14 protein-coding genes are annotated in these 12,925 nt (G+C 68.9%); 13 read left to right on the top strand and 1 reads right to left on the bottom strand.

Features of this window, described 5'->3' with window-relative positions:
* Nucleotides 1-2 precede the first annotated feature (2 nt).
* Genes A9976_RS15420 through A9976_RS15400 form a run of 5 tightly spaced genes read left to right on the top strand, consistent with a single transcriptional unit; the run spans nucleotide 3 to nucleotide 4,366 of the window.
* Complete coding sequence (locus A9976_RS15420) at nucleotides 3-878, top strand: tungsten ABC transporter permease (protein WP_183019752.1); 876 nt, start codon at nucleotides 3-5, stop codon at nucleotides 876-878.
* A 33-nt stretch (nucleotides 879-911) separates the two neighbouring features.
* Nucleotides 912-1,460, top strand: a complete 549-nt coding sequence (locus A9976_RS15415) for a DUF2478 domain-containing protein (protein ID WP_183019751.1) — start codon at nucleotides 912-914, stop codon at nucleotides 1,458-1,460.
* Nucleotides 1,461-1,465: 5 nt separating this feature from the next.
* On the top strand, nucleotides 1,466-2,527 hold the full coding sequence (locus A9976_RS15410) for an iron ABC transporter substrate-binding protein (RefSeq protein WP_183019750.1): 1,062 nt from the start codon (nucleotides 1,466-1,468) through the stop codon (nucleotides 2,525-2,527).
* Entirely contained in the window at nucleotides 2,527-3,540 is a 1,014-nt protein-coding gene (locus tag A9976_RS15405) for an iron ABC transporter permease (RefSeq protein ID WP_047218075.1), read from the top strand. The genes A9976_RS15410 and A9976_RS15405 overlap by 1 nt, the downstream gene beginning before the upstream one ends.
* Entirely contained in the window at nucleotides 3,533-4,366 is an 834-nt protein-coding gene (locus tag A9976_RS15400; RefSeq protein ID WP_183019749.1) for an ABC transporter ATP-binding protein, read from the top strand. Before A9976_RS15405 ends, A9976_RS15400 begins: the two co-directional genes overlap by 8 nt.
* Here the strand turns inward: A9976_RS15400 and A9976_RS15395 are convergent.
* A complete protein-coding gene (locus tag A9976_RS15395; protein WP_183019748.1) occupies nucleotides 4,302-5,336 on the bottom strand; it encodes a hypothetical protein in 1,035 nt (344 codons plus the stop codon). The genes A9976_RS15400 and A9976_RS15395 overlap by 65 nt on opposite strands.
* A 264-nt stretch (nucleotides 5,337-5,600) precedes the next feature.
* Between A9976_RS15395 and A9976_RS15390 the strand changes: the two genes are divergently transcribed.
* From A9976_RS15390 to A9976_RS15355, 8 genes are all read left to right on the top strand, one after another.
* On the top strand, nucleotides 5,601-7,433 hold the full coding sequence (locus A9976_RS15390) for a nitrite/sulfite reductase (RefSeq protein WP_183019747.1): 1,833 nt from the start codon (nucleotides 5,601-5,603) through the stop codon (nucleotides 7,431-7,433).
* A gap of 27 nt (nucleotides 7,434-7,460) precedes the next feature.
* Nucleotides 7,461-7,844, top strand: coding sequence for a DUF934 domain-containing protein (locus A9976_RS15385; protein ID WP_183019746.1), 384 nt, complete (start codon nucleotides 7,461-7,463; stop codon nucleotides 7,842-7,844).
* A 1-nt stretch (nucleotide 7,845) separates the two neighbouring features.
* Nucleotides 7,846-8,604 (top strand): phosphoadenylyl-sulfate reductase, encoded by a 759-nt coding sequence (locus A9976_RS15380; protein WP_183019745.1) that lies wholly within the window; start codon nucleotides 7,846-7,848, stop codon nucleotides 8,602-8,604.
* A gap of 41 nt (nucleotides 8,605-8,645) precedes the next feature.
* Nucleotides 8,646-9,578 carry a sulfate adenylyltransferase subunit CysD gene (cysD, locus tag A9976_RS15375; RefSeq protein ID WP_013801646.1) on the top strand — a complete coding sequence of 311 codons (933 nt, stop codon included), beginning with the start codon at nucleotides 8,646-8,648 and terminating at the stop codon, nucleotides 9,576-9,578.
* The gene (locus tag A9976_RS15370; RefSeq protein ID WP_183019744.1) at nucleotides 9,578-10,969 is read left to right on the top strand and encodes a sulfate adenylyltransferase subunit 1; all 1,392 of its coding nucleotides are present in this window, start codon (nucleotides 9,578-9,580) and stop codon (nucleotides 10,967-10,969) included. Before cysD ends, A9976_RS15370 begins: the two co-directional genes overlap by 1 nt.
* 164 nt (nucleotides 10,970-11,133) lie before the next feature.
* Entirely contained in the window at nucleotides 11,134-11,463 is a 330-nt protein-coding gene (fdxA, locus tag A9976_RS15365; RefSeq protein ID WP_013801644.1) for a ferredoxin FdxA, read from the top strand.
* A gap of 13 nt (nucleotides 11,464-11,476) precedes the next feature.
* A complete protein-coding gene (locus A9976_RS15360) occupies nucleotides 11,477-12,529 on the top strand; it encodes an NAD(P)/FAD-dependent oxidoreductase (protein ID WP_183019743.1) in 1,053 nt (350 codons plus the stop codon).
* A gap of 87 nt (nucleotides 12,530-12,616) precedes the next feature.
* The gene (locus tag A9976_RS15355) at nucleotides 12,617-12,889 is read left to right on the top strand and encodes a hypothetical protein (protein ID WP_232245749.1); all 273 of its coding nucleotides are present in this window, start codon (nucleotides 12,617-12,619) and stop codon (nucleotides 12,887-12,889) included.
* Nucleotides 12,890-12,925: the final 36 nt, after the last annotated feature.

The following is a 12,925-nucleotide window of genomic DNA, read 5'->3' as shown; positions in this document are numbered from 1 at the left end:
CCATGGAACCGCTCTGCCCCGATCGCCGCCGCCTGCTGGGCGCCCTGCCCGCGCTGGCAGCCCTGAGCGGCTGCGCCGCCCAGCCGGCCGAACCTGCCAGCGTGAACGTGGCCGTGGTCGGCGGCCTGTCGCTGTGCGGTGTGTGGCCGCACCTGGCCGACGCGGCGGGTCGCAGCCTGGGCCTGTCCGTGCGCACCGCCGTTGCCGCGCCCAAGGAGGGCGTGATACCCGCCATGGCCCAGGGCCGCGCCCAGCTGCTGCTCATCCACGCCAGCGACGAAGCCATGTCGCTGGAGGCTGCCGGCCTGGCATCGGCTGCGCGCGTGTGGGGCTGGAACGAGCATGTGTTCGCCGGCCCAGCGCATGATCCGGCCGGGGTGCGCAGTGCGGCCGATGGGGTGCAGGCCATGCGCCGCATCGTGGCCAGCGGCTCGCCCTTCATCGCGCTGCGCGACCCCGGCAGCTATACCGTGGTCCAGCGGCTGTGGCGCCGCGCCGGCATACGGCCCGACGCCCGCTGGCTGCGCGCCGACACCGGGCCGCGCCCCCAGGCGGTGCTGCAGCTGGCGGCCGAGCTGCAGGCCTATGCCGTGGTCGGCCATATCCCGCTGCATTTCGGCAAGATGGGCGCGCCCGGCATCGAGCTGCTGCTGCACGGCGACCCGCTGATGCGCCGGCCCTATGTGCTGCTCACGCCCGGCCCGCGCCATCCGGCCGACGCCCGCCAGCGCCGCGACGCGCAACGGCTGGCCGAGCATCTGCTGTCCGCACCGGGCCAGCAGGAACTGGCACTGGCCAATGTGGCAGCCGGAGGTCCCTGGATCTTCGGGCGTGACAGCATGCCCCTGGTCAACGACACCGGCGGCGGCCAGGAGTAAAAACCTGACTGGATCCCACAAGCACTGCATGCCATGAACTCACCTGCCGCCCTGCCCCTGGCCGCTCTGGTCCATCCCGACGACGAGCATGCAATGGAGCTGCTGCTCGAACGCGTGGCACGCCGCCTGCAAGGCGCGGGCTGGCGCGTAGGCGGCCTGGTGCATCGCCAGGACCGCTATGCCAACGGCAACAAGCGCATGCAGCTGTTCGACCTGCGCAGTGACCGCCAATTCGAGCTGTCCCAGGACCTGGGCTGCGCCTCGCGCGCCTGCAGCCTCAACCCCCAGGCCCTGGCCCAGGCCAGCGCCGTGCTGCGCCAGGCGCTGGTCGATGGCGTGGATCTGGTGGTGATCAACCGCTTCGGCATCGTCGAGGCCTCGGGCCAGGGCTTTGCCGCAGAATTCGCGGCCTTTGTCGAGGCCGGCACGCCTGTGCTCACGGCCGTCGCGGCCCGCCATCTTGAAGACTGGCGCAGGTACACCGGCAGCCTGCATGCCGAGCTGGCAGCCGATGAGGTGCAGATCGAGCAATGGTGCCGGGCACAGCTTGAGCGCCGTGGCTGCGCCAGCCCCATCCCCTGACTTTCATGACCGATCTTCTGTTCACCCGCCGCCGCTGGCTGGGCCAGGCCATGGCGGCGCTGGCCTCATCGGCTCTTGTCCCCGGCCATGCCCAGACCACGACCATTGCCGCGCGCATAGGCCAGATACCGGACGCGACCAAACTGCGCCGGGTGTTTGCTGCCGGCCCCCCCGCAGGCGTGCTGGTGGCCACGCTGGCACCGCACAAGCTGCTGGGCTGGCCCCAGCAGCTGGACGATGTCTCGCGCTCCTACCTGGGCCCCACGCTGCAGGCCCTGCCTCACCTGGGCCGCCTGTCCGGGCGCGGCAGCACCATGCCGCTGGAGTCGCTACTGAAGCTGCAGCCCGACCTGGTGCTGGACGCCGGCACGGCCGATGCCACCTATATCTCGGCCACCGAGCGGCTGGCGCGCCAGACCGGCCTGCCCTGCGTGCTGATCCAGGGGTCGCTGGCCGACCACGCAGGCCAGTTGCGCGAGGTCGGCGCCCTGCTGGGCGAGGCCGCGCGCGGCGAAACCCTGGCCCGCCATGCCGATGCCGTGGCGGCGCTGGCGCAGCGTGCCACCAAGGGCCTGGCACCGGCCGAGCGCCCGCGCGTGTACTTCGCGCGCAGCGCCAACGGCCTGGAAACGGGGCTGGCGGGCTCCATCAATGTGGAAGCCGTCGAGTACGCGGGCGGGCGCAATGTGGCGGCCGATGCAGGGCGTGGCGGGCTCACGCGCGTGTCCATGGAGCAGATCCTGGCCTGGGACCCGCAGGTCATCGTCACGCAGGAACCCGGCCTTGCCGAGCGCATGCGCCAGGACCCGCTGTGGCGCGGCGTGGCCGCCGTTCGCTCGGGCCGCGTGCACTGCGCGCCGGTCTGGCCCTTCGGCTGGCTGGACGGGCCGCCCGGCGTCAACCGGCTCATCGGCGTGCGCTGGCTGCTGGAAAAACTCCACCCGCAGGCGCAGGCCCTGCAGGGACTGCCGCCGTTGGAACGCGAGGTGCGCGACTTCTACCGCCTGTTCTACGGCACCGACCTGTCGCCCGCAGCGCTGGGCAGGCTGATGGAGACTGCGCGTTGATGCCTGCCACAGGCCGCCGCCTGGGGTGGGTGCTCGCACTGGCCTTGCTGGCCGCCGTGCTGCTGTGGGCGCTGGCGGCGGGTCAGTTCTCCATCGCGCCGCAGCAGCTGTGGCAGTCGCTGCTGGCGCGCGCCACGGGCACGGCGTCCCCCTTGTCCGCCAGCGCCGAGACCGTGCTCTGGAACATCCGCCTGCCACGCATCGCCGCAGGCCTGGCCGTGGGCGCCACGCTGGCGGCGGCGGGCGCGGCCTACCAGGGCATGTTCCGCAACCCGCTGGTCTCGCCCGACATCCTGGGCGTCTCGGCCGGTGCCGGCCTGGGCGCGGTGCTGGGCATCTTCCTGGGCTGGTCCATGGCGGCCGTGCAGGCCCTGGCCTTTGGCGGCGGGCTGGCCGCCGTGGCCGTGGTGGTGGCCATCAGCGCCAGCGTGCGCCGCCATGACCCGGTGCTGGTTCTGGTGCTGGCCGGCATTGCGCTGGGCGCGCTGTTGGGTGCGGGCATCGCCCTGGTCAAGACGCTGGCCGACCCCAATACGCAGCTGCCATCCATCACCTTCTGGCTCATGGGCGGCCTGAGCGCCGTCACCCTGCCCGAGCTGGGTGCCACAGCGCCCGTGATGCTGTGCGCCCTGCTGCCCCTGCTGCTGCTGCGCTGGCGCATCAACCTGCTGGGTCTGCCCGACGAAGAGGCGCTGGCCCTGGGCGTGCCCGTGGCACGCCTGCGCCTGCTGCTGGTGGCCTGTGCCACGCTGGGCACGGCGGCCGCCGTGTCGCTGGCCGGCATCGTCGGCTGGGTGGGGCTGGTGGTGCCGCATGTGGCGCGCCTGCTGGTCGGCCCCAATTTCGTGCGCCTGCTGCCGGCCTCGGCGCTGCTGGGCGCGGGCTTCGTGGTTGCGGCCGACACCCTGGCGCGCAGTGCGGCACGCATCGAGCTGCCGCTGGGCATTCTCACGGCCCTGGTCGGCGCGCCCTTCTTTCTCTACCTGCTGTCGCGCACGGGGCGCAATGACTGAGGTGCAGGCCCCACCCGTGCTGCAGACGCTGGCCCTGGCCACGGGCCATGGACGGCGGCGCGTCAGCCAGGGGCTGGACCTGGCCATTGCCGCAGGCGAGGTGCTGTGCCTGCTGGGCCCCAACGGCTGCGGCAAGACCACGCTGTTCCGTACCGTGCTGGGCCTGCTGGCGCCGCTGGCCGGGGAGGTGCGCGTGCAGGGCCAGCCCGTGCACAGCTGGCCGCGTGCCGAGTTTGCGCGGCGCGTGGGCTATGTGCCCCAGGCGCAGGCCGGCGTCTTCGGCTTCGAGGCGCTGGACATGGTGCTCATGGGCCGTGCCGCACGCCTGCCTGCGCTGGCCCGGCCCTCGGAAGCAGACCGGGCCATGGCGCTGGGCTGCATGGAGCAACTGGGCATAGGCCACCTGGCTCCGCGCCCCTATACCGAGCTGAGCGGCGGCGAGCGCCAGCTGGTGCTGATCGCACGCGCCCTGGCCCAGGAGCCCGCGCTGCTGGTCATGGACGAGCCCACGGCCAGCCTGGACTTCGGCAACCAGATCCGCGTGCTGGACCAGATTGCCGCGCTGCGTGCACGCGGCATGGCCGTGCTGCTGTCCACCCACCAGCCCGAGCATGCGCTGCAGGTGGCCGACCGCATCGCCCTGCTGGGCCGCGGCGGCCTCCAGGCCTGCGGTGCGGCGGCGCAGGTGGCCACGCCTGCCGCGCTGGCAGTGCTCTATGGTGTGAGCGAGGCGGCGGTGGCGACGCGGCTGCCGGCAATCCCTAAGGTCTGGGCGGGCGCCACTTCCAGCACGGCGGCGGCGTCAAGGGCCGGCCTGCATCCTTGAGCAAGCGCTCCAGCAATTGCTGCTCGCTGTGGATGGACGGATCGGCCAGCAGCCGGGCAAACCGGGTTCCTCCGTCCTGCATGCCGAGCGGGGCGGACGCTTGCATCAGCCACTCCAACTGGCGGCGCCGGGCCTGGGCCGCGGCGCGCTCGGCCGGGGTTTTGGCCAGCCGGCGTTGAATCGCCAGCCCAAAGCCCTCATCCAGCACGGTCGATGAGCGCTGCGTCAGCAGGCGGGCCACATGCAGGCAGTCGGCCTCGCGTGCCGTGGTCTTGCCCATCGCTTCGGGCTTGCAGGCATCCAGCAGCGTCTTGTAGCCCGTCAAGGGAAAGGCTGTCCAGATCCCTATTGCAGTGATCACCGCGCCTTCCTCGAGCCGGTAGTTCGGACTGCCTCCCAGCGCCTGCAGCTCCTGTGCCGTGGGCGGATGGCGCAGCAAAGCGGACTGCATCCAGCGCACGCCGTCATACATGTGCATGTCCGCATAGCGGCTTTCGCGCGCTGCAACCAGCAGTTCCTGCGGTCCCAGCGCCTGCTGCATCAGCGCAGAGAAATTGCTGGGCTCCAGCGCCAGCCAGCGGCGCGCAGCCTCGGCGCGCACTTCGCCTTCGTCCTCAGGGGCCTTGGAGGCCAGCAGTTGATAGGCCAGCGCATCCTGCCCCGCCCGCTCCAGCGCGTCCTGGCGCCAGCCCTCGGCCTGGCTGACAGCGCTTTTGTCGCGGGGCGACAGATTGATCAGGATGGCCGCAAAGGCCAGATCGCGCCCGCTGCCGGAACGGGCCAACTGCGCCGCCACGCGATGCAGATACGCATCCCAGGCTGATTCCTGTGCGGATTTGTCGGGTTCAGTCGTCTCGGCGGTGTGAGTTGCGGACAACGGAGACGGCGGCTGGGCCGGGCTCCGGACCTGCGCCTGGACAGCAGCGGTCAACGCCAGGGCCAGCCCGATGGCGGCACAACGGTTTCGCATTTTGAAATCCTCCCTCTGTCGGGCAGAGCATATCGGGTCGTCATGCGTCGGCCGGGTCAGCCTCACAAAGCCTGCTGCCTTTGACTTATATCCATATCCACATACTTGCAGGACAAAACAATCGTTTGCTTCTATAAGGCCATTGCTTACATTCCCGTCCATGCAGGGTTCTGCGCGCGTTTCCCGCAAGTGCCTCGGTGCCACGCAATGAACCCCTGCACCGCCGCCACCGGCGGCAGTCGAAGACCCCACATCCGAAGCGCCATGTACCAATACACCGAATTCGACAAACAGTTCATCCGCCTGCGCGCCGAGCAGTTCCGTGACCAGCTCGAACGCTGGCAGGCCGGCAAGCTCTCGGAGGATGAGTTCAAGCCCCTGCGCCTGCAAAACGGCTGGTATGTGCAGCGCTACGCGCCCATGCTGCGCGTGGCCGTGCCCTACGGCGAACTGTCCAGCGCCCAGTTGCGCGTGCTGGCCCGCGTGGCCCGCGAGTACGACCAGCCCGACGCCGCCCTGCTGGCCGAGGCCCGCGCCACCCAGGACCGGCTGGGCGACATCCCGCTGCACGACGGCCGCCGCATCGGCTCCGACCTGAAGTTCGGCTACGGCCACTTCACCACGCGCACCAACGTCCAGTACAACTGGATTCCGCTGTCAAAGGCCGCCGACGTGATGGACCTGCTGGCCAGCGTCAGCCTGCACGGCATCCAGACCAGCGGCAACTGCATCCGCAACATCAACAGCGACGCGCTGGCGGGCATCGCCATCGACGAGATCGCCGACCCCCGCCCCTTCACCGAAATCCTGCGCCAGTGGAGCACGCTGCACCCCGAGTTCAGCTTCCTGCCGCGCAAGTTCAAGGTCTCCATCAGCGGTGCCGAGGAAGACCGCGCCGCGCTGGGCTGGTACGACGTGGGCCTGCAGTTGCTCAAGAACGAGGCCGGCGAGCTGGGCTTCAAGGTGCGCGTGGGCGGCGGCATGGGCCGCACGCCCACCATCAGCCCGGTGCTGCGCGAGTTCCTGCCCTGGAACCAGCTGATGAACTACCTGGAAGCCGTGATCCGCGTCTACAACCGCTACGGCCGCCGCGACAACGCCTGGAAGGCGCGCATCAAGATCCTCGTGAAGTCCGAGGGCCAGAACTTCATCGACCAGGTCGATGAGGAATTCCGCCAGATCGTCGAGGTCGAGGGTGGTCCCCACACCATCACGCAAGCCGAGTACGACCGCGTGGCCGCCAATTTCCGCGAGCCCGAGCTGGACCTGTCGCCCGCCAATGCCGAGGCCGAGACCCTGGCCCTGCTGCGCACGGCCGCCGAGGAAGACAAGGACTTCGGCCGCTGGCTGATCAGCAACGTGCGCCCGCACCGCCACCCGCAGTTGCGCGCCGTGCTGCTGTCGTTCAAGCGCCTGGGCTACGCGCCCGGCGACGCCACGGCCGACCAGATGGATGCCGCCGCCGAGCTGGCCGACCAGTTCTCGGCCGGCGAGATGCGCGTCACCCACGAGCAGAACCTGCTGCTGCCCTGGGTGCGCCGCGACCAGTTGCCCCAGCTGTACAAGGCGGCCAAGGCCCTGGGCCTGGCCAAGCCCAACATCGGCCTGCTGACCGACATGATCGCCTGCCCGGGCGGCGACTTCTGCTCGCTGGCCAATGCACGCTCCCTGCCCATTGCCGAGGCCATCACCGAGCGCTACCAGGACCTGGACGAGCTGTGGGACCTGGGCGAGATCGACCTGCACATCAGCGGCTGCATCAACAGCTGCGGCCACCACCACAGCGGCCACATCGGCATCCTGGGCGTGGACAAGGACGGCAAGGAGTGGTACCAGATCACGCTGGGCGGCGCCGACGGCTCCCACCTGTCCGGCCCGGCCACGCCCGGCAAGATCATCGGCCCCTCCTTCAGCGCCGCCGAAGTGCCCGGCGTGATCGAGGCCCTGCTGGCCACCTACCGCGAGCAGCGCCAAAGCGAAGGCGGCCGTTTCGAGACCTTCATCGCCACCGTGCGCCGCGTGGGCATCGACCCGTTCAAGGCCGCCGGCAATGCCGCCCGCCACCCCGCCAAGCACACCGAGGAAGCGGCCGCCTGACCCAGGTGAGAGCCGCAGGAGATCCCCATGAAAATCATCGCCGCACACGAGCACCAAAGCCCGGCCGAAGGCCAGCAGACCATCATTGCCCCGGCCAATGACGCCGATCCCTTCACGCTGGATCTGACCGGCGTGCAGCGCATCGACCTGCACTTTCCCAAGTTCACCGATGGCCGCGCCTTCAGCCAGGCGCGCCTGCTGCGCAAGCGCCTGGGCTTTGTGGGCGAGATCCGCGCCACCGGCGACGTGCTGATCGACCAGCTGGTGCAGATGCAGCGCTGCGGCTTCGACGTGGCCGTGCTGCGCGAAGGCGTGGACATCGCCGATGCCCAGCGCCAACTGGACCGCTTCCACGGCTTCTACCAGGGTGATGCCGTGCATCCCGAGCCCCACTTCGTCAAGGCGGCCTGACATGGGTGCGCAAAGCTTTCTGTCGCGACAGGCATCGGCCAAGGCCACCGAGGTCAACGGCCGTGCCAGCAGCGGCTTTGCCGACAAGCTGGCCGCCACCGAGGCCCTGCTGCGCGAGGCCGCGGCGCTGGGTGCCGAGGCCGTGACCCAGGCCTCCAGCCTGGGCGCCGAGGATGTGGTGATCACCGACATCATCCACCGCCTGGGCCTGGACATCCCCGTCTTCGTGCTGGACACCGGTGCGCTGCACACCGAGACCCTGGCCCTGCTGGAGCGCACCCAGTCGCTGCCCGGCCTGAGCGTCAAGGTCTACCGGCCGCAGCTCGAATCGGTGATCCACTTCATCCGCGACAACGGCCAGGACGCCATGTACCGCAGCATCGAGCTGCGCAAGGCCTGCTGCGGCGTGCGCAAGATGGAGCCGCTGGCGCGCGCGCTGGCCGGCAAGAGCGCCTGGATCACGGGCCTGCGCCGCGAGCAGTCCAACGCCCGCGCCGACGTGCCCGCCGTGGACCGCAGCGAGGTCGAGTCCAAGGGCCTGACCAAGTTCAACCCGCTGACAGACTGGACCCAGGGCGATGTCTGGCACTACATCGCCAGCCACGGCGTGGACTACAACCCGCTGCACGACCAGTTCTATCCCAGCATCGGCTGCGCACCCTGCACGCGCGCCGTCAGCCTTGGCGAGGACTTCCGCGCCGGCCGCTGGTGGTGGGAGGACGAAGCGGCCAAGGAATGCGGCCTGCACGCCAAGAAGTGAAGCCTGCAGGGTTTGACACCGATTTGATTGGAAACCAAGAAATGAACGCCCGTGTGGACACCTCCGTGCTGAGCCATCTCAGCAACCGCCACCTCGACGCCCTCGAAGAGGAAACCATCTTCGTGCTGCGCGAAGTGGCCGCCGCCTTCGAGCGCCCCACCCTGCTGTTTTCGGGCGGCAAGGACTCGCTGGTCATGCTGCGCTGCGCCGAAAAGGCCTTCGGCAAGGGCCGCATCCCCTATCCGCTGCTGATGATCGACACCGGCCACAACTTCCCGGAAGTGACCGATTTCCGCGACCTGCGTGCCAAGGAGCTCGGCGCCGAACTCATCGTGCGCAGCGTCGAGGACTCCATGGCACGCGGCACCGTGCGCCTGGCCCATCCGGGCGAAAGCCGCAACGTCCACCAGTCGGTAACGCTGCTGGAGGCCATCGATGAATTCCGCTTCGACGCCCTGATCGGCGGCGCGCGCCGCGACGAGGAAAAGGCCCGCGCCAAGGAACGCATCTTCAGCCACCGCGACAGCTTCGGCCAATGGCAGCCCAAGGCCCAGCGCCCCGAACTGTGGACGCTGTTCAACACGCGTCTGGCCCCCGGCGAGCACTTCCGCGTGTTCCCCATCAGCAACTGGACCGAACTCGACGTGTGGCAGTACATCGAGCGCGAGCAGATCGCCCTGCCCAGCATCTACTACACGCACAAGCGCGAAGTGGTGGAGCGCCGCGGCCTGCTGGTGCCCGTGACCGAACTCACGCCCCCGCGCGACGGCGAGGAAGTCGTGGTGCGCGACGTGCGCTTTCGCACCGTGGGCGACATCACCTGCACCTGCCCCGTGGAAAGCGAAGCCGCCACGGCAGCCGACATCGTGCTCGAAACCCTGGCCGCCGAAGTCAGCGAACGCGGCGCCACGCGCATGGACGACAAGACCAGCGACGCCTCCATGGAAAAGCGCAAGAAGGACGGATATTTCTGATGACCACCGCAAGCATTGCCGCCGACGCAGCCGTCGCGGATTCCACGGCCACCCAGGCCAGCCAGGCCACACAGCAGACCGCCGCCAACGCCTCGGCCTTGCGCTTCATCACCTGCGGCTCCGTCGATGACGGCAAGAGCACGCTGATCGGCCGCCTTCTGGTGGACACGCGCGCCGTGCTGCAGGACCAGCTGGCCGGCGTCACCAAGAGCGGCGAGACCGACCTGGCGCTGCTGACCGACGGCCTCTCGGCCGAGCGCGAGCAGGGCATCACCATCGACGTGGCCTACCGCTACTTCGCCACCGAAGGCCGCAAGTTCATCATCGGCGACGCGCCGGGCCATGAGCAGTACACGCGCAACATGGTCACCGCCGCCAGCAGCGCCGACGCCGCCGTGGTGCTGGTCGATGCCACCAAGCTCGACTGGAAGAACCCGCAACTCACCCTGCTGCCGCAGACGCGCCGCCACAGCCTGCTGGCCCACCTGCTGCGCGTGCATTCGCTGGTGTTTGCCGTCAACAAGCTCGACGCCATCGAAGACCCGCAACTGGCCTTCGTCCACATTCGCGGCGCGCTGGAGCGCTTCACGGCCGAGGCCGGCATTGCCTCGGCCGCCACCGTGCCCGTCTCGGCCCTCAAGGGCTTCAATGTGGTCAACGCCGAGCCCGGCTGGGCCGGCTACGAAGGCCCCAGCCTGCTGCAACTGCTGGAGCAGTTGCCCAACACGCCGACCGACACCGGCCTGGCGCTGGCCTTCCCCGTGCAGTGGGTGGAGAAATTCTCGTCCTCGGCCGATACCAGCCAGGGCCGACGCGTATTCTGGGGCCGCGTGGCAGCAGGCCGCGCACGCGTGGGCGACGCCGTGCAGATCCTGCCCAGCGGCCAGCAGGCCGTGATTGCCCAGGTGCTCGACCATGCCCGCGTTCCCGGCCCCATCGATGCAGGCCTGTCGGCCGGCATCACGCTGGACCGAGAGGTCGATGTCTCGCGCGGCGACTGGCTCGTCGCAGCCCCAACAGCTGCAGCGGCCGCGGCCGATGACGACTTCGACGCCCCGCAAACGCAGCCCGCATGGCCCAGCAAGCGCGAGTTGACCGCCACCGTGGCCTGGATGGACGAGCAGCCGCTGGTCCCCGGCCGCACCTACCTGGCGCTGCATGGCCACCGCTGGATCAAGGCCAAGGCCCGCCGCGTGGTGCACCGCCTGAACATCCACACGCTGGCCCAGGAAGAGGCCACGCAACTGGAGCCCAACGCCATCGGCCGCGTGGAGCTGCTGCTGCAGGAAAGCATTCCCGCAGCGCCCTTCGCCCAGGCCCGCCAGTTGGGTGCGCTGATCCTTGTGGACACGGCCAGCCACGCCACCGCAGGCGCTGCACTGCTGGATTGAGCAACTGGGCAGTCCCGCTTCGCGAGCCGGCACATGCCGGCTCGTGGGCTTTCGGAAAACCGCAGCAGTCCGCGCCAGAATCCTTGCCATGTGCGGGACTGGCTCCTGAAAAATTTTAGAATCCCGGGTTGATACCGACATTCACACTGCCATAAAAGACTCCCATGACTCACGTCGTCACCGAAAACTGCATCAAGTGCAAATACACAGATTGTGTGGATGTCTGCCCCGTGGACTGCTTCCGCGAAGGCCCCAACTTCCTCGTGATCGACCCTGACGAGTGCATCGATTGCGCCGTGTGCATTCCCGAATGCCCGGCCAATGCCATCTTTGCCGAAGAAGACGTCCCCGCCGACCAACTGGCCTTCATCAAGCTCAATGCCGAGCTGTCGCTGGAAAAGGGCTGGAAGAGCATCACCAAGCGCAAGGCCTCGCTGCCCGACGCCGACGACTGGAACGGCAAGCCCGGCAAGATCGATCAACTCGAGCGCTGAAGCCGCGCAGCCCATGCAAGACACCTCCGGCACGCAACCGATCCAGACCGATGCCCTCGTCATAGGCGCAGGCCCGGCGGGCCTGTTCCAGGTGTTCCAGCTGGGCCTGCAAGGCATCCGCTGCCATGTCGTCGATGCCCTGCCCCATGTGGGCGGGCAGTGCGCGCAGCTGTACGGCGACAAGCCCATCTACGACATTCCCGGCATTCCGGTATGCACGGGCCATGAACTGGTCCAGCTGCTGCAGCGGCAGATCGCCCCCATGGACGCGCAACTGCACCTTTCCCAGCAGGTCGCCCGGCTGCAGCGCATGGACGATGGCCGCTGGCTGGCGCAGACCTCGCAAGGCCTTGAACTGCACGCGCGCAGCGTCTTCATTGCGGCAGGCGTGGGCGCCTTTGTGCCCAAGGCCTTGAAGGTGCCCGGCGTGGAGCAGCTGGCTGCAGGCCAGCTCCACTACCATCCTGCCGATCTGGACATGGTGCGCGGCCGGACCGCCATCGTCCACGGTGGCGACGAAGAGGCCGTGGCCGCGGCCATTGCCTGCGCTGACAGGGCCCAGGCCACCTATCTGCTCTACCGCCGCGACGCCTTCCAGGCTTCGGTCGCACTGCTGGAGCGCCTACAGGAGCTGCGCGACAGCGGCGCCATCCGCGTGGTGATCGGCCAGATCACGCAACTGCATGCCGATGCAGGCCAACTGCGCGCCGTTCAATGGATGGATGGCGAAGGCCAGGAGCACGAACTGGCGGCGCAGCAACTGGTCGTCTGCCTGGGCATCTCCCCCCGCCTGGGCCCGGTCGCCGAATGGGGCCTGGCCATGGAACGCAAGCAGCTGCTGGTGAACCCTGCAACCCAGGCCACCGATGCGCCCGGCATCTATGCGATTGGCGACATCGTCAGCTACCCGGGCAAGCACAAGCTGATCCTGTGCGGCTTCCATGAAGCCACCATGGCGGCCTTTGCCGCCGCCGAGTATCTGCAGGGCGAAAAACCGCTGCTGCAGTACACGACGACCAGCGCACGGCTGCACGCCATCCTTGGCGTTTCCCACCCGGAGGCATGATTCCTCTTGGCCGCACCCCGGCGGCCCTACAGTTTGGCGCGGCAGTGTCGATAGAGTTGGCAGCGTCCACTCATGCACATCAAGCCTATGGTTGCCACACTAGAAGCCCCTCCCAACACCGCCATCGCGCCACCGGCCGATCCGCGCAGCTTCACCTTCCAGATGCCGCTGTTTCGCCCCGGCACGAATGTCACGCAAAACGGCAAGGCCGAGAAGGTCAGCCACGTGATACTGCGTCGCCGCGAACTGATGGTCTACCTGGTCGGCCATGAGGACCCGGTCAGGCCTGAACGGCTGAGCATCACGCCCTCGATGTTCACCACACAGCGGCGCCCTGAAGCCCTGAGCTGGATTCTGTGACAGAAACCGGGCCTGGGCCCGGTTTCATCGACCATC

The organism is Delftia sp. UME58, assembly GCF_014170385.1.
Lineage (GTDB): Bacteria > Pseudomonadota > Gammaproteobacteria > Burkholderiales > Burkholderiaceae_C > Comamonas > Comamonas acidovorans.
The sequence above is the reverse complement of the archived record's forward strand: the minus strand, read 5'-3'. Positions and strand labels throughout refer to the sequence as shown.

Excerpts from the sequence above, each read along its gene's own strand:
- A9976_RS15420 (WP_183019752.1), top strand. The coding sequence starts at position 3 with ATGGAACCGCTCTGCCCCGATCGCCGCCGCCTGCTGGGCGCCCTGCCC.
- A9976_RS15415 (WP_183019751.1), top strand. The coding sequence starts at position 912 with ATGAACTCACCTGCCGCCCTGCCCCTGGCCGCTCTGGTCCATCCCGAC.
- A9976_RS15410 (WP_183019750.1), top strand. The coding sequence starts at position 1,466 with ATGACCGATCTTCTGTTCACCCGCCGCCGCTGGCTGGGCCAGGCCATG.
- A9976_RS15405 (WP_047218075.1), top strand. The coding sequence starts at position 2,527 with ATGCCTGCCACAGGCCGCCGCCTGGGGTGGGTGCTCGCACTGGCCTTG.
- A9976_RS15400 (WP_183019749.1), top strand. The coding sequence starts at position 3,533 with ATGACTGAGGTGCAGGCCCCACCCGTGCTGCAGACGCTGGCCCTGGCC.
- A9976_RS15395 (WP_183019748.1), bottom strand. The coding sequence starts at position 5,336 with ATGCGAAACCGTTGTGCCGCCATCGGGCTGGCCCTGGCGTTGACCGCT.
- A9976_RS15390 (WP_183019747.1), top strand. The coding sequence starts at position 5,601 with ATGTACCAATACACCGAATTCGACAAACAGTTCATCCGCCTGCGCGCC.
- A9976_RS15385 (WP_183019746.1), top strand. The coding sequence starts at position 7,461 with ATGAAAATCATCGCCGCACACGAGCACCAAAGCCCGGCCGAAGGCCAG.
- A9976_RS15380 (WP_183019745.1), top strand. The coding sequence starts at position 7,846 with ATGGGTGCGCAAAGCTTTCTGTCGCGACAGGCATCGGCCAAGGCCACC.
- cysD (WP_013801646.1), top strand. The coding sequence starts at position 8,646 with ATGAACGCCCGTGTGGACACCTCCGTGCTGAGCCATCTCAGCAACCGC.
- A9976_RS15370 (WP_183019744.1), top strand. The coding sequence starts at position 9,578 with ATGACCACCGCAAGCATTGCCGCCGACGCAGCCGTCGCGGATTCCACG.
- fdxA (WP_013801644.1), top strand. The coding sequence starts at position 11,134 with ATGACTCACGTCGTCACCGAAAACTGCATCAAGTGCAAATACACAGAT.
- A9976_RS15360 (WP_183019743.1), top strand. The coding sequence starts at position 11,477 with ATGCAAGACACCTCCGGCACGCAACCGATCCAGACCGATGCCCTCGTC.
- A9976_RS15355 (WP_232245749.1), top strand. The coding sequence starts at position 12,617 with ATGGTTGCCACACTAGAAGCCCCTCCCAACACCGCCATCGCGCCACCG.